This is a genomic window from Loigolactobacillus backii (assembly GCF_003946275.1).
In the GTDB taxonomy this organism is placed as follows: Bacteria; Bacillota; Bacilli; order Lactobacillales; family Lactobacillaceae; genus Loigolactobacillus; species Loigolactobacillus backii.
Genome location: NZ_RHNQ01000025.1, coordinates 15197 through 36454 on the forward strand (window position 1 = coordinate 15197; position 21258 = coordinate 36454).

At 41.7% G+C, this 21258-nt stretch carries 21 protein-coding genes, 1 other RNA gene and 1 other annotated feature; of the genes, 5 read left to right on the forward strand and 17 right to left on the reverse strand.

Annotation, left to right across the window (positions count from 1 at the left end; genetic code table 11):
- Positions 1 to 173: 173 nt before the first annotated feature.
- An RNA gene (ffs, locus tag EKM61_RS06065) (signal recognition particle sRNA small type) lies at positions 174 to 270 on the reverse strand.
- 194 nt (positions 271 to 464) lie between these two features.
- Complete coding sequence (apf, locus tag EKM61_RS06070) at positions 465 to 1418, reverse strand: aggregation-promoting factor (protein ID WP_068223079.1); 954 nt, start codon at positions 1416 to 1418, stop codon at positions 465 to 467.
- A gap of 373 nt (positions 1419 to 1791) precedes the next feature.
- Between apf and EKM61_RS06075 the strand changes: the two genes are divergently transcribed.
- Complete coding sequence (locus tag EKM61_RS06075) at positions 1792 to 2466, forward strand: MgtC/SapB family protein (RefSeq protein WP_068377234.1); 675 nt, start codon at positions 1792 to 1794, stop codon at positions 2464 to 2466.
- 135 nt (positions 2467 to 2601) lie between these two features.
- Here the strand turns inward: EKM61_RS06075 and tadA are convergent, their stop codons facing one another.
- The 4 genes from tadA to EKM61_RS06095 all read right to left on the reverse strand — a co-directional run bounded on the left by tadA (position 2602) and on the right by EKM61_RS06095 (position 5303).
- Positions 2602 to 3108 (reverse strand): tRNA adenosine(34) deaminase TadA, encoded by a 507-nt coding sequence (tadA, locus tag EKM61_RS06080; RefSeq protein WP_206602491.1) that lies wholly within the window; start codon positions 3106 to 3108, stop codon positions 2602 to 2604.
- 26 nt (positions 3109 to 3134) lie between these two features.
- Positions 3135 to 3983, reverse strand: coding sequence for an aldo/keto reductase (locus EKM61_RS06085; protein ID WP_068223076.1), 849 nt, complete (start codon positions 3981 to 3983; stop codon positions 3135 to 3137).
- Positions 3984 to 4106: 123 nt separating this feature from the next.
- Positions 4107 to 4445, reverse strand: a complete 339-nt coding sequence (locus tag EKM61_RS06090; RefSeq protein ID WP_068223074.1) for a hypothetical protein — start codon at positions 4443 to 4445, stop codon at positions 4107 to 4109.
- Positions 4446 to 4697: 252 nt separating this feature from the next.
- Positions 4698 to 5303 (reverse strand): class I SAM-dependent methyltransferase, encoded by a 606-nt coding sequence (locus tag EKM61_RS06095; protein WP_068377026.1) that lies wholly within the window; start codon positions 5301 to 5303, stop codon positions 4698 to 4700.
- 308 nt (positions 5304 to 5611) lie between these two features.
- Between EKM61_RS06095 and nrdH the strand changes: the two genes are divergently transcribed.
- The 3 genes from nrdH to nrdF all read left to right on the forward strand — a co-directional run bounded on the left by nrdH (position 5612) and on the right by nrdF (position 9450).
- Positions 5612 to 5839: a glutaredoxin-like protein NrdH gene (nrdH, locus tag EKM61_RS06100; protein WP_068223071.1), complete on the forward strand. Its 228-nt coding sequence runs from the start codon at positions 5612 to 5614 to the stop codon at positions 5837 to 5839.
- A gap of 329 nt (positions 5840 to 6168) precedes the next feature.
- On the forward strand, positions 6169 to 8340 hold the full coding sequence (nrdE, locus tag EKM61_RS06105) for a class 1b ribonucleoside-diphosphate reductase subunit alpha (protein WP_068223069.1): 2172 nt from the start codon (positions 6169 to 6171) through the stop codon (positions 8338 to 8340).
- Positions 8341 to 8460: 120 nt separating this feature from the next.
- Positions 8461 to 9450: a class 1b ribonucleoside-diphosphate reductase subunit beta gene (nrdF, locus tag EKM61_RS06110; RefSeq protein ID WP_068223067.1), complete on the forward strand. Its 990-nt coding sequence runs from the start codon at positions 8461 to 8463 to the stop codon at positions 9448 to 9450.
- A 237-nt stretch (positions 9451 to 9687) separates the two neighbouring features.
- Here the strand turns inward: nrdF and EKM61_RS06115 are convergent, their stop codons facing one another.
- Together EKM61_RS06115 and mprF are read right to left on the reverse strand one after the other, a co-directional pair.
- Positions 9688 to 10053, reverse strand: a complete 366-nt coding sequence (locus EKM61_RS06115; RefSeq protein WP_068223063.1) for an iron-sulfur cluster biosynthesis family protein — start codon at positions 10051 to 10053, stop codon at positions 9688 to 9690.
- A gap of 206 nt (positions 10054 to 10259) precedes the next feature.
- Positions 10260 to 12947, reverse strand: a complete 2688-nt coding sequence (gene mprF, locus EKM61_RS06120) for a bifunctional lysylphosphatidylglycerol flippase/synthetase MprF (protein WP_068223058.1) — start codon at positions 12945 to 12947, stop codon at positions 10260 to 10262.
- A 529-nt stretch (positions 12948 to 13476) separates the two neighbouring features.
- On the opposite strand from mprF, the gene EKM61_RS06125 reads away from it, so the two are divergent.
- Entirely contained in the window at positions 13477 to 14163 is a 687-nt protein-coding gene (locus EKM61_RS06125) for a hypothetical protein (RefSeq protein WP_068223055.1), read from the forward strand.
- A 342-nt stretch (positions 14164 to 14505) separates the two neighbouring features.
- Here the strand turns inward: EKM61_RS06125 and rplL are convergent, their stop codons facing one another.
- The 9 genes from rplL to EKM61_RS06170 form a co-directional block, all read right to left on the reverse strand.
- Positions 14506 to 14874 (reverse strand): 50S ribosomal protein L7/L12, encoded by a 369-nt coding sequence (gene rplL, locus EKM61_RS06130; RefSeq protein WP_068223052.1) that lies wholly within the window; start codon positions 14872 to 14874, stop codon positions 14506 to 14508.
- 153 nt (positions 14875 to 15027) lie between these two features.
- Positions 15028 to 15540 carry a 50S ribosomal protein L10 gene (rplJ, locus tag EKM61_RS06135; protein WP_068223048.1) on the reverse strand — a complete coding sequence of 171 codons (513 nt, stop codon included), beginning with the start codon at positions 15538 to 15540 and terminating at the stop codon, positions 15028 to 15030.
- Positions 15541 to 15591: 51 nt separating this feature from the next.
- Positions 15592 to 15737: a sequence feature (ribosomal protein L10 leader region), on the reverse strand.
- Between the two features lie 344 nt (positions 15738 to 16081).
- Positions 16082 to 16780, reverse strand: a complete 699-nt coding sequence (rplA, locus tag EKM61_RS06140; protein WP_068223045.1) for a 50S ribosomal protein L1 — start codon at positions 16778 to 16780, stop codon at positions 16082 to 16084.
- Positions 16781 to 16945: 165 nt separating this feature from the next.
- Positions 16946 to 17371, reverse strand: a complete 426-nt coding sequence (rplK, locus tag EKM61_RS06145) for a 50S ribosomal protein L11 (protein ID WP_068223043.1) — start codon at positions 17369 to 17371, stop codon at positions 16946 to 16948.
- Positions 17372 to 17519: 148 nt separating this feature from the next.
- Positions 17520 to 18482, reverse strand: a complete 963-nt coding sequence (locus EKM61_RS06150) for an alpha/beta hydrolase (RefSeq protein ID WP_068223040.1) — start codon at positions 18480 to 18482, stop codon at positions 17520 to 17522.
- A 140-nt stretch (positions 18483 to 18622) separates the two neighbouring features.
- The gene (gene nusG / locus EKM61_RS06155; protein WP_068223037.1) at positions 18623 to 19174 is read right to left on the reverse strand and encodes a transcription termination/antitermination protein NusG; all 552 of its coding nucleotides are present in this window, start codon (positions 19172 to 19174) and stop codon (positions 18623 to 18625) included.
- A gap of 236 nt (positions 19175 to 19410) precedes the next feature.
- Positions 19411 to 19593, reverse strand: a complete 183-nt coding sequence (secE, locus tag EKM61_RS06160; protein ID WP_068223036.1) for a preprotein translocase subunit SecE — start codon at positions 19591 to 19593, stop codon at positions 19411 to 19413.
- Between the two features lie 8 nt (positions 19594 to 19601).
- Positions 19602 to 19751: a 50S ribosomal protein L33 gene (rpmG, locus tag EKM61_RS06165; RefSeq protein WP_075168922.1), complete on the reverse strand. Its 150-nt coding sequence runs from the start codon at positions 19749 to 19751 to the stop codon at positions 19602 to 19604.
- A 221-nt stretch (positions 19752 to 19972) separates the two neighbouring features.
- Positions 19973 to 20950, reverse strand: a complete 978-nt coding sequence (locus EKM61_RS06170) for a UbiA family prenyltransferase (RefSeq protein ID WP_068223034.1) — start codon at positions 20948 to 20950, stop codon at positions 19973 to 19975.
- Between the last annotated feature and the right edge of the window lie 308 nt (positions 20951 to 21258).

Sequence of the window (21258 nt, forward strand, 5' to 3'; positions counted from 1 at the left end):
ATCAGCCAAGTAAAACGACCTCCGCCACGTGGCAACTAATGCCAAAATGGCCATCCTTTTACCAGATTGACAGTAAAGACGCTGGCCAAAATAATCTCAAAAAATAATTCCACCGCTATAATTAAGCACAAATTAAAAGCTCTTAGTCACTTTCAACTAAGAGCTTGTTTATCATCAAAAAAACAAGAGACACATGCCACATCCTACTTAGTGCTGCTTTCTTCCGAATCTGACACGATTCGTAAGCGCAACATTGTCTCAAGGCCTTTCGGCAACTATTATTATACAAAACTATTCCGAAAAAAGCTAGTGCTAGACCTGAAAAATCAGAAATCTTTTTGACAGCCAACCAAAACGACCTTGGTAGTGGTTTTTGTCCAACGCCATGGATTTTTTAGCATGAACACCACAAAAAAAAGGCCAAGTCAAGACTTGGCCTTTTTAAAATAATTTACTTATTAATATTAATACCAACCATTTGCTTCCCAGAATGACTGTGCCTTACTCCAGCTACCGTAAGTTGAAGTGACGTAAGAGTTAGCAACAGCTTCTTGGTTTGATGCCGAATAATCACCATTTAAATATGAAGAACTTAATTGATACTTACCGATATACTGACCGTTAGTTGCTGAATAATTACCGCCAGATTCCTTGTTAGCAATCCAAGCTTTAGCGGCAGCTTCGGAGCTACTTGTTGAAGTAGCGGCGTTATTAGTACTAGTTGCTGAACTAGCAGTTGATTGTGTGTTTTGTGTTGCCTGTGCTTGTGGTGCAGTGTATGTCGATTGTGTGCTTACTGGAGCCGATACGGCAGAAGCAGCACTAGTTGCAGCTACACTAGAAGCCTGTGAAACTGGCGCTGCAGATGAGACTGGCGCAGTTGAACCAACTGGGGCCGTACTGCTTGCTGGGGCAACAGAACTGACAGGAGCAGTTGAGCTAACAGGCGTTGCGCTGCTTACTGGGGCAACGGAACTAACTGGTGCAGTACTGCTTACTGGCGCAACCGAACTGACAGCTGCAACGCTACTAACTGGCGCAACTGAAGAAGCTGCAACGGCTGATACTGGCGCTGCAGATGAGACAGGTGCCACTGAAGCAGCAGGCGCAACTGAACTGACTGGTGCAGCCTGTGAAACTGGTGCTGCACTAGCAGGCTGTTGAACAGCACTTGGCTGAGCAGCGGCTGCCGTAGATGCAACTGCACTACTTGGAATATTATATTTTTGACCGGCATAGATTAAATGCGTGGTTTTATTGATGTTATTAGCTGTTTCAATTGAATCGATTGTTGTGTTGTAATCTTCGGCAAGATCAGAAACCGTGTCGCCAACCTTAGCAGTAATGACTGCTGCATCAGCGACCTTAGCGCCACCGATCAAGATACCAGCGGCACCGGCTGTTGTGAGTAATACCATTTTTAGACGTTTACTTAATAAAATAAAAATCACTCCTAATTTATGATTGACTTCAAAATTTGATTACGAAATTCTGCTTTGCATTCCATTGGTACCGAAATGCATTCAACAGGCGTAAGTATAGCAGGGCTCTGTAACATGTAAATAGCAGTTACGTTACAAAATGGCCTTTTATTGTAATATTGTCATCTGTTTGTTATCTAAGCCGTTTCAACCCCATCGGCGCGCACCTGCTCTGGTACCAAAATAAGTGAAACTTTTCGGAATAATCATCAAAAAAGATTAAAATCGACTAAATTAAAGGTCCTTAATATCATTTGATAGCGCTTTAAACTATACTATAAGTATCGTTTAGAGTTAGGGTGTGATCGTTTTGCAAGCATTTATTATTGCTCAGTTAGAATTAGTTCTACGTTTAATCCTGGCGGCATTGTGCGGCTTTGCCATCGGCTATGAACGTAAAAATCGTTTAAAAGAGGCCGGTATCCGCACCCACATGATTGTTGCGTTAGGAGCCGCCTTGATCATGATTGTTTCCAAAGATGGTTTTTTTGACGTCCTTAACGTTAAAAATGTCGTCTTGGACCCTTCCCGAATTGCCGCCCAAATTGTCAGCGGGATTAGTTTTTTAGGTGCCGGAACAATCTTAGTTCGCCGTCAAGGCATTAACGGCCTCACCACCGCAGCCGGAATTTGGACCACCGCGGCAGTCGGCATGGCCATTGGTGCCCGCCTGTACGTTGTTGGTATCTCCGCCACACTTTTAGTGCTGCTCATTCAGATCTTACTCCACAAACAGCTTCGATTTTTGCCCAATGCAGTGGCCGAACAACTTTCACTGGAAATGTTGGACCAACCAGAAGCAATCAATAATTTGGAAAAAATGTTACAGCAACACAATATTGAATTGCTAAACCTTCATATTGAACGCCAACGCCACCACCTAGTCGAAATTAGCCTGGCCGTCAAACTACCCCCTCACTACAAAGTGGCCAGCTTGATGAGCCTACTAGGTGAAAACGAGGCCATTCAGAGTGTTGATTACTAACCCTGTAGCGAGGGCCGTAAGCCCTAGCACGAATTTAATATCATTGACAAAAAGTGACCAACGCCAACAAGATTTAAGCATATTTAATCGCAGAAAACAGTCGTAGTTTGATTACCGAATTGCTCGGCGGCCAAACTACGACTGTTTTTCTGTCTTCTGCTTCTTTTTAGCCTTTCGTTTAGCCCTAATTTGGCGGAAAAATTGCTGCAATAATCCCGCCGCGTCATCTGCTAAAACGCCGGCTTCCACTTCAGCTTGGTGGTTAAAGCGCTCGTCCGTTAGTAAATTCATGAAAGTGCCCGCCGTACCTGCCTTTGGGTCAGGGGCACCGTAATAGACTTCACTTAAGCGCGAATTAATAATTGCCCCGCTGCACATCGGACAAGGTTCTAAGGTGACAAAAATTGCTGCATCCTCCAAACGCCAACTATGAATTGTGGCGCAGGCCTCCTGAATCGCCAAAATTTCGGCGTGGGTCGTTGCGTCCTGGCTGTGTTCCCGCAAATTATGACCACGGCCAATAATTTCACCGCGGTAAACAATAACGGCCCCAATCGGCACTTCACCGATCAAGGCCGCCGTTTTTGCTTCAAATAAGGCCTCACGCATATAAAATTCTTTTTCAGTTTGCTCAAATACCAAATTCCTAACTCCATTCCTACTATTAATTAAATAATCGCCAAGGGCCGCTTTTTAGTCGGTGCCGGAAAGGCTGCGTCAATCTGCACTATTTCTGCCGGCGTTAACGTGACATCAGCCGCCGCCAAATTAGCCTGCATGTGTTTCCACTGACTAGTTTGGGGAATCGCAAGCAGCTGTGGTTGCCGAATCGTCCACGCTAATAAAAGCTGCATCGACGTAATTTGGTGTGCCTTAGCAATTTTTTGAATCACAGGATTAGCCGTCAATTGCTGGCCTCGACTATCCCCCTGGGCAATCGGCGAGTAGGCAATAAAAGGAACCCCATTTTTCAGTTGCCAAGGTAATAAATCGTATTCCACGCCGCGGTCCGCCAAATTATACAAATCTTCATTGGCAAAAACGTCCGCACCGTTAGTTTCTTGAAACAATTCTAACATATCAGCTGTATCAAAGTTAGAGACACCCCAATGCCGAATCTTGCCCGCTTGCTGTAATTGACGCAGCCCGGTAATTGTTTCCTTTAACGGAACTTGCCCCCGCCAATGAAGTAAATAAAGGTCGAGGTAGTCCGTTTGCAGTCGTTTCAAACTGGCGGTTAAACTCTGCTTCATCCGCTTGATTGATGCGTTTTGCGGATAGAATTTTGAAACCAAAAATAATTTTTCCCGGGTATACGGCTTAATAGCCGCACCGACCAATTCTTCGGAACGACCGTCCCCATACATTTCCGCGGTATCAATGAGATTGCTACCGTGCTCAAGGCCGTAACGCAGCGCCTGAATTTCTCCGCCGCGTTTATTCGGATCGTCGCCCATGTGCCAAGTTCCCATCCCAATGACGGGCAAGCGCTCGCCCTTAAAATCTAGATAACGCATTTTTAACTTCCTTTCAAAACAAAGTTGCTACGATAAATAAACGCTGATTAGGGCCACCGCGATCATTAAAGCACGGGACAAAAAGAGCTCCCGCAGCAATTAGCTTTTCGGGAGCCCATTATTTTAATGCCGGTATTCGTGTAGCCAATCTTTCAACGTTGCAGTCAATTCATTAGCTGCGTTGCCTGCTGAGCCAACGTACACACCAGCCTTATTGCGAACTTTGCTTAACTTTTCAACCGCATTAACCAAGTGATTGAGATCATCGTTGTCAATTCGATCAACGAGGTCAAGTATCCGCTCGTTGCCCTTAAGGTTGTCCCGCACGAACGTTTTCACTTTATACCGATTTCTACGGGTTTGAATTTGTTCGACAATGGCATCCGCTGCTAAATAGGCGCCGGTTGCGGCAAGCGTTGTCGTAATACCAATACCAAGTAAAATTTTGCTACCAGTTTTCATAAAGTCAGCCTCCTTATTAGAGAGAGTGCCTAAAAAGGCGTTCAGCCCCTGAGCATTAGCCTAGACCACCAAACGATCCGCTTCGCGTATCGTTTGGCGATCGTAGCTAAGCACAAGGAGTTGCCTTTTTAGTCACGTTTCATTTCCACCAGAATCAGTCCGAAAAATAATTTCCAACCGATCTAGTAAAGTATCCAGTAATGCTTAATTTCAGTGTACCATAATCTTGCTTCCTTGGGGACTAAAGCGCACTCATACTTGCTTAACACTTTGAATAATATAGTAACCTTTATTTTTCTTCACGATTGTTGCGTTGCCAAAGGTTTCTTGCATCGTTTTTTGGGCGGAAGGTGCACCCTGTTTTTTCTGTAAAACAATCGTTAACGTTCCCCCTGGCAGTAAGTGATCCTTGGCGCCAACTAAAATCCCCGTCACGACTTGTTTACCAGCCCGGACCGGCGGATTGGATAAAATAGCCGCGTACTGCTTCTCTACAGCTGCGTATTGATCAGAAGTGAAAATAGCAACGTTAGCCACGTGATTATTTGCGGCATTTTCCCGGGCCAATGATAAAGCCAGCTCATTGACGTCCACCAGATCAACTTGGCGTTCAGGAGCCTCTTTGGCCAACGCTAACCCAATTGGGCCGTAACCGGCACCCACATCCAGTAAATCACCTGCAGGCAAGTCAGTAAAACTAAACGCTTCTAGTAAGGTGCGTGTCCCGAAATCAACGGTTCGTTTTGAAAACACACCATTATCAGTTACAAAATGAAATTCGTGGCCTCGCAACGTAAACGACCAATCTTTTTTTTCGTGAACCACATCAGGATTTTCTGAATAATAATAATTTGTCATGATTAAATTCCCCCGGAGCTATAATTAATTTATTAAATTTTTATTTTTAGGAATCAGGCCTACGTCGCCGCCCTTTTGGACTCAAAATTGACAACCTAACGACCATTTTTGACCCCCAAAACATACTCAAACGAAATGGCTTGTGGTAAACTAATTGTACCATGAATCGCCAGAAGTTCCGGCCAACACTATATCTAGTAGCTATTTTAAATTTAGCTACCGAATATAGTGTTTTTTGTTGATTTATTGTAAGTGACTGGTTATACTAAGAACATAAACAAAAAGTACCAGAGAGAAAGGTGAACCACATGAATAACTTAACAGTTTACACAAAAAATGGTTGCATGCAGTGCAAGATGACTGAACGCTTCCTCAATTCGCACAATATTCCTTTTACAGAACACAATATTGATCAAGAACCAGAATACGTCGACTATCTGCGGGAAAAGGGCTTTCAAGCAACACCAGTGATTGAAGCATCAGACATCAGCTTCACCGGCTTCCGCCCCGACCAATTACGCCAATTAGCAGTTTAAAGTGATAAAAGTGGCGGTCAAACGCTTATGCTTACGCCATTTTACCGCTTAAACATCATAATAGCACCAGATTCCAATAAGTAACCAACTTAGCAACGTCGTAAACCATAAGACACAACGTTTCTCGCACCACTTGCGGGAACGCCGGGTGCCTTTTATTTTTTGCTCAGAGTGTTTGAAAAGACGGTTAGATTCTGAGGATTAGCCTTTTCAAACACGTTTCCACTAAACTAGTCAGGAAAGTACTAACTAGAAGTACTTTCCCAGCAGGTTTACAACCAACTATTTTTTGCTCAATCCCTATCGATCATTAAGAAAGTGGTGTCCAAATGTCTTTAAAAACAATTGATCCGCAAAGTGTTTCTTACTACGCTTTAAATAATGAAATTAACATCCCCGTTGACGGCCAAATCCCGTTGAATAAGGATAAAGAAGCTTTAAAGGCCTTTTTAAGTGAAAATGTCGTGCCAAACACTAAAGTCTTCCCTAATTTTCAAGCTAAGATCTCCTTCTTAGTCGACCATCAATATCTAGAAAAGCCCTTCTTGGCCGACTACTCCGCCGACTTCATTGATCAATTACACAATTACTTGGAGGACGCCAATTTTAAGTTCAAGTCATTCATGGCCGCTTATAAATTTTACGCCCAGTACGCCTTAAAAACTAACGACGGCGAATATTACCTTGAAAGCTTTCAGGATCGGGTTTTATTTAACGCCCTCTACTTCGCTGCTGGTGATGAGAAATTGGCTCATGATATTGCCGATGAAATGATCCACCAGCGCTACCAACCCGCAACACCCAGCTTTTTGAATGCCGGCCGTGCTCGTCGTGGCGAATTGGTTTCTTGTTTCTTGCTCCAAACTACGGACGACATGAATTCAATCGGCCGAACAATTAACTCGGCCCTGCAACTTTCTCGCATTGGTGGCGGTGTTGGGATTACTTTGACCAACCTACGCGCGGCCGGCGATCCAATCAAGCACGTTGAAGGTGCCGCTTCTGGCGTTTTACCGGTCATGAAATTATTAGAGGATTCATTCAGTTATTCTAACCAATTAGGCCAGCGCCAAGGTGCCGGAGTCGTTTACCTAAACGCCTTCCACCCAGACGTAATCGCTTTTCTTGGTGCTAAAAAAGAAAATGCCGACGAAAAGTATCGTTTAAAGACGTTATCACTGGGCTTAGTTGTGCCGGATAAATTTTACGAATTGGCGCGTAAGGACGCTGACATGTACTTGTTTAGCCCCTACGACGTTGAACGAATTTACGGCAAGCCATTTTCTTACGTTGATATCACCAAAGAATACGATAAAATGGTCGCCAACCCTGATATTCGGCATAAGAAAATTAAGGCTCGTGACCTGGAAAATGAAATCAGTAAATTACAACAGGAATCCGGTTATCCTTACATCGTCAACGTTGATACGGCCAACCGGGCTAACCCAATTGACGGTAAAATTATCATGAGTAATTTGTGTTCCGAAGTTTTACAAGTTCAGACCCCTTCAAAAGTTAATAATGAACAGAATTACGATCAATTGGGAACGGACATTAGCTGTAACTTAGGTTCAACGAACATCCCGAATTTGATGCACGCAAAAGACTTTGGCCACTCCGTTGAAACCATGGTTCGCGCCCTAACTTTTGTCACTGACAATTCAAACATTGACGTTGTTCCATCCATTCAAAATGGTAACCATAAGGCGCACACAATTGGTTTAGGGGCAATGGGCCTGCACAGCTACTTTGCCAAGGAGCACATGATGTACGGCGATCAAGAAAGCCTTGACTTCACCAACATCTATTTCCTTCTATTGAACTACTGGACCTTGAAAGCTTCCAACGAAATTGCCCGGGAACGTCACGAAACCTTCGTTAACTTTGAAAACAGCAAATACGCTGATGGCAGCTATTTTGATAAGTACGTCAACCAAGATTGGCAGCCAAAGACAGCAAAGGTTCAGGAACTTTTCAAAGATATTTTTATTCCATCCAAGGCTGATTGGCAAGCACTAAAAGCAGCTGTCATGAAAGATGGTTTATACCACCAGAATCGAATGGCCGTTGCACCAAACGGCTCGATTTCTTACATTAACGACACATCGGCTAGCTTACAGCCAATCGTTAACCGAATTGAGGATCGTCAGGAAAAGAAAATTGGCACGATTTATTACCCAGCGCCTTACCTTTCTAACGACACAATGCCTTACTATTCATCGGCCTACGATATGGACATGCGCCACGTGATTGATATTTACGCTACTGCCCAACAGCACGTTGATCAAGGCATGAGCATGACGCTCTTTATGCGCTCCACCATTCCTGAAGGGCTTTACGAATGGAAAAATGGTGACACGAATAAAATGACCACCCGCGACCTTAATATTTTGCGTAATTACGCTTATAACAAGGGTATCAAGTCAATTTATTACATTCGGACCTACACCGATGATGAAGATGAGATTGGCTCTAATGCTTGCGAAAGCTGCGTAATTTAGCTACAATGACACTGGTTTGACAGACAAGTAATAGGGACAAAAAATGGTGGCAACGCCGTTTGTCCCTATTCTTTTTAGAGTAACTAATCTACTCCGCGACAGATGGAAAGGAAGTTTCACATGACGGAAAGATATGACGCAATTAACTGGAATGCCGTTTCCGATGCAATTGATAAAGCAACTTGGGAAAAATTAACCGAACAATTTTGGTTAGACACCCGAATTCCCGTTTCCAACGATTTAGATGACTGGCGCACCTTAGATGATACCCACCAATGGCTTGTTGGCCACGTTTTTGGCGGTTTGACGCTTTTAGACACTTTGCAATCACAAGATGGCTTAGCTGCCTTGCGCCAAGATGTGCGGACACCCCATGAAACAGCCGTTTTAAATAACATCCAGTTTATGGAATCAGTCCACGCTAAGAGTTATTCAACTATTTTTTCAACCTTGAATACACCTGACCAAATTAGCGAAATTTTCGACTGGAGTGACACCGAAGAATACTTACAAAATAAGGCTTCTTGGATCTACGACATTTATCGTGATACCACCGTTGATCCTTTGAAGAAAAAAGTGGCCAACGTCTTCCTTGAAACGTGCCTCTTTTACTCTGGTTTCTACACCCCACTATTTTATCTGGGCAATAATAAATTAGCCAACGTGGCCGAAATTATTAAATTAATTCTGCGGGACGAATCAGTTCACGGCACCTACATTGGTTACAAATTCCAGTTAGGTTTCAACCAACTTTCCAAAAATGAACAAGATAGTATGCGCGATTGGTTATACGACTTCATGTATAAACTTTACGCTAATGAAGAGAAATACACCCATTTACTTTACGATCAAGTTGGTTGGACCGAAGACGTTTTGACCTTTGTGCGTTATAACGCCAATAAAGCGTTGATGAATCTAGGCCAGTCGGCGCTTTTTCCTGACACAGAGGCCGACGTCAACCCGATCGTCATGAACGGAATTTCAACTTCCACAGCTAACCACGACTTCTTCTCGCAAGTTGGTAATGGTTACCGCCTCGGCCAAGTTGAGGCCATGAAAGACGACGATTATTCAGTCGGTGCACCAAAAGAACCAAAACCAAAAGACTAAAAGATAACACAAAAGCAGTACTGCAACTTTGAAGCGTCCTACACCATTAGACTTAACTGTCTAATAATATCGGACGCTTCTTCTTTTGCAGTACTGCTTTTTATGATTATTTTATTTAATTCGTTAATCGATTAGGCCTAGTCAGAAAAATTTATTTTTGTCGGTATTTTTCTGCTTAACCTGGGTGAAAAATACTTGAAAGAGCAACTTCCTGTACCTTTTCCACCACTCGATAAATTAAACGTTCAATTCAGCGCTAATATCAACAATATTAACGTTAGGATCCATTTGTTCACTTTCACTAGATAAACTTAGCGTGTTCAGGCGCGGATTAACGTCCAATTTCATATTTTCATCTAAATAGGTTTTGGAATATGGTTTGATGTTAATTGGGCCGACAGTACTATCAATTGTTCCACCGTACTCGTCACCAATCGCTTCGTCCTGATCAACAACTAATAACCGGTAGCTCAGATTAAGTGCGCACGAGCCAAGCTTTGAATATTTGCCGACACCATCATCCAAATCAAGAATCAATTTCTTATCGGCGCCTAAATAATTTGCCAATTTCTGCTTTGCTGCATCCGTAATTGTTAATTTCATCAACCAACACTCCTTTGCTTTTTTAATACCTCACAAATTATATTGTACGCAATTTATTATTGAATACAACCAATTTGCTTAGTTGTGAAGTTTGCTCCTAAATTACCGTAACTGTATTTGAACCTCAGCGCTATCTCATAAGATTGAGCTTTCTTAAACACTTTCACCGTAATTTCAGTCTACGATTTTTAACACCTAAAAAGCAACTATTGTGTTTTATCACGCGATTTTCGCGGTAAATGCTTGCCCAGGCCACTACGCAAATCGGCCAACGTTTCATCTGGTCCCTTGCGTTGTTCTACCCGTAAAAAGCGTGGAATAAGCAATAAATGACGGTGTTTGGGCGCCTTAACCTTCTGATTAACCACCAACATAATCTGTAACAGGACAAACAAAATAGAACTGTGTTTACTGTAAGCAATGTATTTGGGTATCCACTGGGTCACGTACTTATTTTTATAAGCACGCAGGCCTTGGAACCCATAAAAACGGTAGCCGTACTCGTAAACCAGGTGTGCTAGTCGTTCTTGAATAAAGCTGTACTTAGAAACGCCAACGTTCGCAAGTGGCGCGTTCCCAAGGTCAAACGATTGATAATCTTGTGCCTGACCCTCTTGAAATAAATGAATGAAAACCTCATCCATTATTCCTGAAGGCGCCGACTTCAAATGGCGCATTAAATCAATCGAAAGAACACCGTTACTCATTGGCATCAAATTGGCGAAGGCGACCCACTGACCATTCTTATCACTAATTACCGCGATTGGCGTGCGATTCAGATAATATTCATCAAAAAAGCCTAAAGAAAAGCCTTCTTCATGCCGTCCATCCAGCCAGCTATCAGAAATTCGGCGTAGTTTCGCGAATTGCTCGGCCGTGTACGGTGGTTGAATCAGTTGGAATTGATAGCCTTCGCGATTGAATTTGTTCATCAAAGTACGCTCGGCCTTACGCTTTTTACCACTTAACGAAAAGTCCGCCAACCGAACGTAGCCTTCTTCACCAATCTTAATGAAGTCGTACCCAATCTCATGTAATTGCATCGTTAGTTCACTAGAAATTTCGTAAAATACGAGGCTAAAACCGAGACTATCCGCATCATCCATAAACTTTTCAATAGCGGTAGTTAACACTTGGGGATTACCGACTGGCTCCCCCATAACAATCAGTCGATTGGCCTTTTGCTGGTACATGAACATGACTTGATCTTCACCATCAACTTGGTAGAAATAAAGCTCCTTATCGCGTAAATAAGCCAAGTGCGAAACCTCGTTACCACCAAATTTTTTAATCAACTGATGAACACGCTGTTCATCAAAAGCCGCGGCCAGTTGGCGCCGGGAATAAGTTAAATACTGATAAATAACCAATAACGCTAAGGCCGCAATCAGCATGCCAATAAAACCAGTGATCCACAAACGTTCCGACGGGAAAAATAACGCGGTTGGTACCTTGTGAACGTGGTGCGGCGATTGAGGCAGATTATAAACCCCAACAATTGTGTAAACAATGAAGGATCCAGCAAATAAAACCCAATCAAATAGAGTACTTCCCCACGACAAAGCCATTTTTTCACGGTATAACTCATGCTTGCTAAAAATCGTTGCGATTAAGATCACGCCAAGTAATAGCGCCATTTTCCATGAAAAATCACGCCACAACGTGTTAAGAATCGCAACTACCAGTAAAATCAAAGTTGGATAGTAGGCACGTTGTACCTTAGCCGCAATCCCCCGCGCAAATCCCAGTAGTAAGAAAGCCATAATGATATTCGTAACCTGATCTAAGAAAACAAAGGTATACGGGTAAAGACGAGCAAATAAACGGTTATTTAGCGCAAAATTAGGTACCGTCGAAAGAATTAAGAGCATTACGCCAGAGAAATATAGGAAGATCACTAAAATACCGTGGGCTGTCTTCTGGAGTACTAATTTTGGCAATCCCTGCAAAAAGGTGTTCAGTCGTTGTCCAGCATCCTGAATAAAAAGAAAAACACCCACTAAAAACGGAAAAATATAGTAAAACAGACGGTAGAATAAGAGCCAAATAACTGCCGTCGAACGATCAACGCCGATAAAGCCCAACCCGATAATCATAAAAACATCAAAAGTTCCCAAACCACCAGGTAGCATGGAAACAACGCCAATCACCGAAGCAATCGCAAATAAGGGAACCACATTAGGTAAATTGACCGGAACCTTAAGTAAGTAACCAATAAAGACAAAGAAGAGTACACAAAAACCCCATTCAAAACTTGAGCCAATCGTCAAACGTAGCTCACGCCGGAGTGGTAAATCAGCAAAGAACTTAGAATCCCGCAAATGAGTGACTAGCATCAACAATGGAAAATAAAGCCCACCACCAACTAACCAAATCCAATAATGACCATAGACTGAGCCTACATTAAACCCAAAAATTAAGCCTAGTGAAACCAGACATAATAACGACAAACCAGATAGTAGGAATAAAGCAATTTTTGAGATAGCAAACACAACCTGCTTGTGGGTTGCCTGTTTACTATAAAAATTAGCCCGTAAAGTTGCCCCTAAAAAGCCACCAAAGCCCGCAATATTCGTAAAGGTATTGACAATCCAACCAGATTTAACGATATACCGCTTTTTATATTCGCCTGGTAGAAATTGGACAATGGTAAAATCATAATTTAGCATGGGCAAAACAGCCACAAAACCAGCAACTAACATTAATAAAAGTGTGCCTGGATCTTGCGTGGCCAGACTTGCTCGTAGTTGGCGACCATTTAACTGCCGGCTGATGTTACCAATCTCAAAAATAACGAATACTAACATTGATAAAACAAACAGTGATTTTAAAATAGTTAATCGCTTCTCGATAAATGCTAATACACGCCGAAAAAGTACTCTAAGTTTCTTCAAACCTAATCCACCCGCTCCTTCTTGTCATGCATCTATTATCGCAATAAGTTCGCTAGTTTTCAACAAACCCGCTTGTAGTTTAACTAAAAACCAGTTAAGTTTTGCGTAGTAAGCCAAAGTAACGAATGCTTCGCACAACAACTACTTTAGCAATTAAGATTACCTGTATTGCGAAATAAGATGATTGTGTTTTAACGCGTTGCTACTAATTTATCTGCCGAATGCATTTAGAATGCACCACTAAACTAAAGCTACTTTCGTAAGTGGCTCTATTTTAAATATCCGGCAAACAAACTTGAATTTATCTTATCACCTAAAATAGTTATTTTACCTTTCATTCAATCATGCTACTATTAAATTAGTAATGATAGTTTTCAAAATTGGTCAATCACCAGGCTTCAAAAATGGGAACGAACTGCGTGTAAGACTGATTTTGGATTGAACAAAGACCATTTTCGTTCAACGACGGTTCAGTTAACCACCGTTATTTGGCGAAAAACAACAATAATTTTATTTGGAGGAATAAATTATGAAAAAATTGGTTAGTTTAGGCATCATCACGCTATCCACTCTCACCTTAGCAGCATGTGGCCATAATGACTCGGCGGACAAGGATAGCGCCTCACATTCTGAAAGCATCGTAAAAATGAACAGCGCTTCACGTGCCAAAGCAAAATCAATAAGTAGCGCCAAAAAAATGTCCCGTAATGCAAAAAAAGAGGCCACAGCGGCTTCAAAAGAGTCTAGAAAAGCAGCGGCTGCCGCACAATCGGCCGCAGCAATTAGTAGCTCAGCACAAAATTCGCAGAGCGCGGCAAAACAACAAAACATGATGCAAAATAATGCTAACGATAGTTCTAATAACAAAGTTAATAATAATTCAAATGCCGCTAGTTCTGCTTATTCCGCAAGTAGCTCAAGTACACCAGCAACGCAAAACACCAACACGATTAGTAGCCCCCAGCAGGCCGAAGCCGCCGTAGTAGCCAAAGTTGGCAACGGCGATCAAAGCGATCCAATAACTTGGACCTACATGGCCAGCGGTGACAACAAAATGCTGACCGACCCCAACGGCAACTCCTATTACTGGATTCGTGGCGAACGCCGCTCGGCCATTGAAGCGTACCAAAAATCAGGTGCCGGCTCGTACGACGGCCTAGATTACTACGTTTACCCGAATGGTACTGTGGTTAACCGAGATAGTACAGGGTTTTAGCTTACTGAACGTTTAGTTATCATAAATCATAATCAGTTTAGTTGTTCAAATAAAAAAATTCCGACCCTTTTTTCGCGCTAATAACAATTCTCTTATTCTTTAAACTTCTTCACATTTAATGATGCGTCTAAGTAAAAAGCTGTTCTTTTTTAATTTAGATCTACCTTCTGGTATTAACAAATAACTAATACCAGTTTTTATTTCGAATTAATCAAAAAAGACCTCCCAAAATTACTTGGCAGATCTTTTAACAGTAAACCAAATCATACTCCAAAACTTTTAAATCACTTATCGCAATCAAAGTTAGACGTATTTGGTCTCCTTCAAATAAATGTTAATTTATTATTTAACGGTAACTTCAGCGCCGGCTTCTTCAAGCTTAGCCTTAAGTTCGTTAGCTTCGTCTTCAGAAACGCCTTCTTTGATAACTGTAGGAGCGTTATCAACCATATCTTTAGCGTCTTTCAAACCAGCACCCGTGATTTCACGAACTGCTTTGATTGCTTTGATCTTAGCTGAACCACCAGAAGTAAGTTCAACGTCAAATTCAGTTTGTGCAGCAGCAGTGTCTCCGCCAGCAGCACCTGCAGCAGCTACTGGAGCAGCAGCGCTAACACCAAATTCGTCTTCAATTGCTTTAACTAAGTCGTTTAATTCAAGGATTGTTGCGTCTTTTAATTGTGCAACGATTGCATCTGTATCTAATGCCATGTTCGTTTTCCTCCTCAGGAATAATTGATTAGCTTTTATTTTTAACAAAAGCTTTGGATTTTCGGAGGATGACTACCTGAACTCCAGCAAAAAAGTGCCTGGGTTCAGCAGCATCCTTCCGTAAAACTAATTGTCAGTTAACCTAACAATATTTTATTCAGCATCAGCGCCGTCTTCAGGCTTTGCGTCAGCAACTGCTTTAACTGCGTAAGCAACGTTGCGAACTGGAGCTTGTAAGACAGAAAGCAACATTGATAATAAGCCATCGCGATCTGGTAACTTGGACAAATCAGTGATTTGGTCTAAGCTAGCAACTTTACCTTCGATTAAACCGCCTTTGATTTCCAAAGCGTCGGCTGTTTCGGCAAACTTAGCAATGATCCGGGCTGGGGCAACAACGTCTTCATTTGAAAAGGCAACTGCTGTAGGACCAACAAAGGTATCATCCAAACCTTCAAAACCTGCTTTATCAGCCGCACGACGTAAAATCGTGTTTTTGATAACGTGTAATTCAACATCTGCATCACGTAATTGCTTACGTAACTCAGTATCTTGCGCAACTGTTAAGCCACGAGAATCAACGATAACGGCCGAAGCCGCATTTTTAAAGCGATCAGTAACTGTATCAACAACTTTTGCTTTTTGAGCAATAACTGCTTCACTCACGAGTATTTCACCTCCTGAAATTATTTGGTGACCAAATGCCACCAGGGGCTTTCTCCTAAATAAAAAACGCTGTGCCTAAGGACACAACGCCGATTGAGAGTCTGCTAAAAACCGTACAAACTTTCTCCTCGGCGGGCCGCTTATAAATAAGCATTTAAGGTAAACACCTGAGTCTTAGGTAGAAATAATAACCGTTTATAAATATAGCATATTCCAGTCATCCGGTCAAATTTAGTTTTGAAAAGAAGTTCAGTAAAAGACGCTTATATTCCAGAATTGACCGTAAGAATGTTTTGAAAGGCGTGTTGTTTCAGCACCTTTTATAAAATTAACCCGAAACTAATCAAGAAAAATACCAACCCAGAGTGGGACAAAAGTCTGGGTTCACGTTCTAAAGCAATACTCGGAAATAATAAAAGGCTAGGATTTTTGTCCCGGCCTTATTTTATCATCAAAAACTACCTTTTATTTCACATTAACAATAAAAAAGAGTTACAACAAAAGTGAATTTGTCGCAACTCTATTTTCATAACAGTTTTAATTAAGCCTTAGCAAAAGAACCAAGATCAACGTGGACACCAGGTCCAAAAGTTGAAGTGACTGCTAAGCTTTGGATATAAGTACCCTTAGTTGAAGCGGGACGTGCCTTAATAATTGTATCTTGCAATGTCTGGAAGTTCTCTAATAATTTGTCATCAGCAAATGATACCTTACCAATTGGTGCGTGAACAATTCCAGCTTTGTCAACCCGGTAAGCAACTTGGCCTGCCTTGATGTCATTAACTGCTTTTGTTACGTCCATTGTTACAGTACCAGTCTTAGGGTTAGGCATTAAGCCTTTAGGTCCTAAGACACGGCCAAGACGACCTACTTGAGCCATCATTGGTGGTGTTGCAACGGCAACGTCGAAATCTAACCAGCCGTCTTGGATCTTTTTAACAAGATCCTCGGCACCGACAATATCAGCACCGGCAGCCTTTGCAGCTTCGGCTTGTGGGCCTTGGGCAAAGACGATTACCTTTTGTGTTTTACCAGTACCATTTGGTAAAACAACGGCACCACGAATTTGTTGATCAGCTTGTTTAGGATCAACGTTTAAACGATAAGCAACTTCGACAGTTGCGTCGAACTTGGCAAAGTCAACCTTTTTAACAAGTGCTACGGCGTCTTTTACGTCATAGTTTTTGTTAATATCAACTTGTTCCAAAGCTGCTGTATACTTTTTACTCTTTTTAGCCATTTGTGTTTTTCCTCCTTGCAAATGTGGTCACTGGGAGCGTATCCCTTCCACTTGATTAGCCAATTTTCATTGAAAATCCGCACATGTACGTTTTTAATTAGGACCCGTTTTAAGAACTATTGATTAGTATTTTATAACCAATCTAAGCATCTTTTACGGTACTCTTTAGTCTTTAACAGTAAAGCCCATTGAACGTGCTGTACCTTCAACCATGCGCATAGCAGATTCAACATCTGACGCGTTTAGGTCTTGCATTTTTGTTGTAGCGATTTCACGTACTTGGTCTTTAGAAACTTCAGCGACCTTTTTCGTGTTTGGTTCGCCAGAACCGTGTTCAACACCAGCAGCCTTTTTAAGCAAAACAGCAGCAGGTGGGGTCTTAGTTACGAAATCGAATGAACGATCTTCATAAACACTGATCACAACTGGAATTAACATGCCTGCTTGATCAGCAGTGCGTGCGTTAAATTCCTTAGTGAAGCCCATAATGTTAATACCTGCTTGTCCTAATGCTGGACCAACTGGTGGAGCCGGAGTTGCTTTACCGGCAGGAATCTGTAATTTTACAACGTTAACAACGTTTTTAGCCACGAGACATAACCTCCTTAAGTCCGTGATGTGGTCATTTTGGCTAGTATATTTAGCCTCCCACTTAACGTGCAGCCAAAATAAGACTGGTCGCACCAAAACAGTATAGCATGCCATTAAGCTAGAAGCAACGCTAATATCAAACAATCATCTACGTCAATGAGACTAAATCAGAACGTAAAAGCCGCTGATAAGTCGCGTGATCAATGCGGCCAGTTTTATCCCTAGTCACCTTTATTCGTTTCACAGGCCACAGAAAATGACAAATTGCTTGATCAACCTGCGGATTTTCATGTAAACGGTAATGAGCCGCCTTCAATCCGGTAATCAAGCTCTCGCGATAACGGCCAATTCGTTTATCCAGTAGAAAACGCAGCGATAACGCGCTATCAACCGAGACTGAACCGTCGCTATCACTACCATCTAATAAATCACCGGCAATGTTTAGCCAAGCAACTCCAGTTGGCAGGTAGGACATGTTTTTTTCAAAGGCTTGATAGACTGGCGTCTTAGCAACTGGCCCATCCCCACGTAACTCGTAAGAAAAAACCTGGGCCCCATCTTCGCCAACGTCTAAATCATTAAACGGGCCCGCCAGCGTGATCACCTTTTTAATAGTCGGCTGATCCTCATCTCCACCTGCGGCCAATAAATAACGAAATAGGCTGACCGCCCCCATCGAATGACCAACTAGATTCACTTGTTCAACATGGTAATTCTGTTTAAGCTGGGCCAACACAAGGCGCAGCCAATCACTCTGCTTTTTTAATGAAGCGCCATTATCACTAAATAAAAGTTGAATTGTTGGATTGGCTACAGCAGTTGGCAATTTTCCGCGCACACTTACGCGACCTGCCGAACTAACTCGAATTACTAAGGCCTTTTGCGCGATCCCCTGCCGATTAAAACGGGCCAACATACGCCCAAAAGAAAAACGATTACCATGAAAACCATGAATGAAAATCGTTGGCGTTCGGGTAAAGCCCAGTGCTTGTTTTAGCTGTTTTGGCGCAGGTAACCGGTATTTCGGTAAAGCCAGCTGGTGTAATTGATCGGCCAGAACAAGTAGGACTGCCCCGAAAAGAATGACCACTAATAGAATAATGAGTTGCACTATAATTCATCACCACCAAAATTAAAATGTGCCAACGACAATCATTTTCACACGTTTTTAGTCTTATATTTGCTAATAAAAAAGCTGGAACAAAATAAATTTTGCACCAACTTCATTATAAAACATTTTATTTAAAAAGCTTAGATCTTATCAGCCTGATCGTAATCAAGTTCAGTACTTGTCTCGCGGCCAAACATATCAATGTTAACTTTTAATTTTAATTTTTCTTTATCAACTTCCGTAATCTTACCCGTCAATTTAGCAAAAGCGCCGTCAACGATCGTTACGACGTCACCAACTTCGAAATCGACGTTGCTGTGCCGGGCGCTCATGCCAAGCTGGCGTAAAATCCGTTCAACTTCATCAGGTAAAAGTGGCGCTGGCTTACTACCAGAACCGTGGCTGCCAACAAAACCAGTCACACCCGGTGTATTTCGAACAATGAACCAAGCCTGGTCGGTCATAACCATTTCGACCAACACATAGCCTGGAAATTCCTTCTGCATCGTTACTTTGTCCTTACCATCCTTGATCTCATGTGATTCTTGTTCAGGTACGACAACGCGGAAGATATTATCCTCCATCCCCATTGATTGGGCCCGGGATTCAATGTTACTTTTGACCTTATTTTCGTAACCGGAATAAGTGTGCAAAACGTACCATTGCTTTGATGCTGACTCTGTTTCTGACATGCTAGTTTCTCCTTTATCTGAATGACTTTTTTAACAAAATAAAAAAACCTCGCCTAGCGAAGTTTTAGTAACGCGTAAATTCATTATAGCAAAATTTTATCACTTTGCCTACTTAAAAATAAACAAGTAAGCTTAAATAAATCCTGAACTAAAACTATTTACCCAAAATTCATACGCAAATACTAAGGTAATAGTAGCTTAGCTAAGAATAATTATTCTTTTAATCAAGTTTAAGCCTATTTAGAAACTAATAAATTTAAAAGCCACTGTAGGCCGTTATCAACAACAGCAAAGAAGGCTGCAAAAAATACAGTCATTCCAACTACTGTTCCAGTATCATGGCGTAATTCTTTTCGCGTCGGCCAACTTACAGCCTTCATTTCCCGCCCAACATCACCAAAAAAATGAATTAATCTCATTGTCGTATTTACCTCGTTTCTTGATGCAACGTCTGTTTATTGCAATGTTTACAGTACTTATTCAGAGTTAACCGCGCCATATGCTGCTGGCTCATGGATACTTGGTAATTCCGTGAGCCGCAGATACTGCACGCCAAAGTTATTTTTATTTGTGACATTCAAATTTCTCCCACTCAAAACGCGTTTAGAACCGAACATTTTCTAACCAATCCAATAAATGTGTCAGAAAAAGCATCCAGTTACACTACACACTTCACCTTACTTACCTTGTGTAACGCTACTAGCAATAAGCCATAACTACTGTAGAATTCACCAATCACGCTCTGATAAGATATGCACATTTACTCTAGCATGTCAGCATTCGATAGTCAAACAAGACCTACTTCAATAATTGCGTTCGTACAATTGCAATGGCCAGCGCAATAATTTGCATACTATGAAATAATATTAAATTATGGATTGCTGTTTCAAAAGTTGTTTTTTTAATTTGAACTCGTTCAAAAGTCCGAATATTTTGAATGATTTTAGGCAAAACCAGAAAAATAATTAATTCTTCTGGTGGCAACAGGCCCAAAATAATGGCCAAAGAGGCCGTCACATAACAACTTAAAATTACCAAGGGATAAAGTTTTAACGACCTTTTTTTACCAAGGTAATACGGTAATGTATAGCGATGATTACGCTGATCTTGCTCAAGATCACAAATATTATCGGCAAACATAATGTTCGAATCCGCCAAAATACTGGGCAAACCAACCAGTACAAGAATAAATAGTGACAGTAAATTCCCTTTTAATTGAAACTCAGGCCAGTTAACAAACAAGCCCATTAAGGTTGTTGGGGCAACGTTGATGTAAGCCGTTAAGAAGAAAACGCCAAAGCCCTCGGCACAACCCGCTAAAATTTCGCCTAATGGAAAGCGAGAAAACGGCATTGGACCGTATGTATAAAAGATCGTAACCCCAATCCCAATGGCGCCCATAAATAGCATCAATAGATTCGTTCGAAATACTAGCCAAACACCTAAACAGCAAGAAAGCGCCAGAAAAAAAAGCATTAAATGCAGTGCGTGCTTAGGTGATAGGTGTTCCCGCCCAATAATATTATCCGTATCACGGTAAGTCTTGTCTACCGCCAATTTATAATCCTGGACGTTATTAAAGCCGGTGACAAAAAAAGCAATTGACATTTGCGCAACAAAATAAATCAGGGAACTTAACCAATTAACCTCCTGAAAATAATAAATGCTGTACAGCAATCCAATTAAGAACGGAATTGCACTCGCCGTCTTAGCGTTAAAACGAATAAATTCTAAAAAGAGCTTAAACGTCATTGGTTTTGTTTCTGTTGCTTCCATAAATACGTCTCCTCTATGTCAGTAAAAAAGTTCTTTAAGATTAATTAAATAAGTATGCCAGCTCGACCACTATTGAGAAAAGGCTAAGCGGCGCTAACCACACACCAAGAAATACATTACCATGCAAATTCGTACTAACAACCGGCTGACCTTTTTAATTACACCATAGCCGGATCAAGTACGCAACCACAATTTAAAACTAGACCATGTTTGAAAAAGGCTTTAATAGTATACGCGTGGTGCTAGTTTGTAATAATACAAAAAAATTAACAAAAAAGTCCAACACAGTTAGACTCATAAGTGACTAA

What these genes read in the sequence shown, in the direction of transcription:
- nrdF (WP_068223067.1), top strand. Translation starts at nt 8,461, where the DNA reads ATGACGGAAAGATATGACGCAATTAACTGGAATGCCGTTTCCGATGCA.
- EKM61_RS06125 (WP_068223055.1), top strand. Translation starts at nt 13,477, where the DNA reads ATGAAAAAATTGGTTAGTTTAGGCATCATCACGCTATCCACTCTCACC.
- EKM61_RS06095 (WP_068377026.1), bottom strand. Translation starts at nt 5,303, where the DNA reads ATGACAAATTATTATTATTCAGAAAATCCTGATGTGGTTCACGAAAAA.
- nusG (WP_068223037.1), bottom strand. Translation starts at nt 19,174, where the DNA reads ATGTCAGAAACAGAGTCAGCATCAAAGCAATGGTACGTTTTGCACACT.
- nrdH (WP_068223071.1), top strand. Translation starts at nt 5,612, where the DNA reads ATGAATAACTTAACAGTTTACACAAAAAATGGTTGCATGCAGTGCAAG.
- rplA (WP_068223045.1), bottom strand. Translation starts at nt 16,780, where the DNA reads ATGGCTAAAAAGAGTAAAAAGTATACAGCAGCTTTGGAACAAGTTGAT.
- rpmG (WP_075168922.1), bottom strand. Translation starts at nt 19,751, where the DNA reads ATGTCACAAATAAAAATAACTTTGGCGTGCAGTATCTGCGGCTCACGG.
- rplL (WP_068223052.1), bottom strand. Translation starts at nt 14,874, where the DNA reads ATGGCATTAGATACAGATGCAATCGTTGCACAATTAAAAGACGCAACA.
- EKM61_RS06170 (WP_068223034.1), bottom strand. Translation starts at nt 20,950, where the DNA reads ATGGAAGCAACAGAAACAAAACCAATGACGTTTAAGCTCTTTTTAGAA.
- apf (WP_068223079.1), bottom strand. Translation starts at nt 1,418, where the DNA reads ATGGTATTACTCACAACAGCCGGTGCCGCTGGTATCTTGATCGGTGGC.
- EKM61_RS06090 (WP_068223074.1), bottom strand. Translation starts at nt 4,445, where the DNA reads ATGAAAACTGGTAGCAAAATTTTACTTGGTATTGGTATTACGACAACG.
- EKM61_RS06085 (WP_068223076.1), bottom strand. Translation starts at nt 3,983, where the DNA reads ATGCGTTATCTAGATTTTAAGGGCGAGCGCTTGCCCGTCATTGGGATG.
- EKM61_RS06115 (WP_068223063.1), bottom strand. Translation starts at nt 10,053, where the DNA reads ATGAAATTAACAATTACGGATGCAGCAAAGCAGAAATTGGCAAATTAT.
- secE (WP_068223036.1), bottom strand. Translation starts at nt 19,593, where the DNA reads ATGAGATTAATTCATTTTTTTGGTGATGTTGGGCGGGAAATGAAGGCT.
- nrdE (WP_068223069.1), top strand. Translation starts at nt 6,169, where the DNA reads ATGTCTTTAAAAACAATTGATCCGCAAAGTGTTTCTTACTACGCTTTA.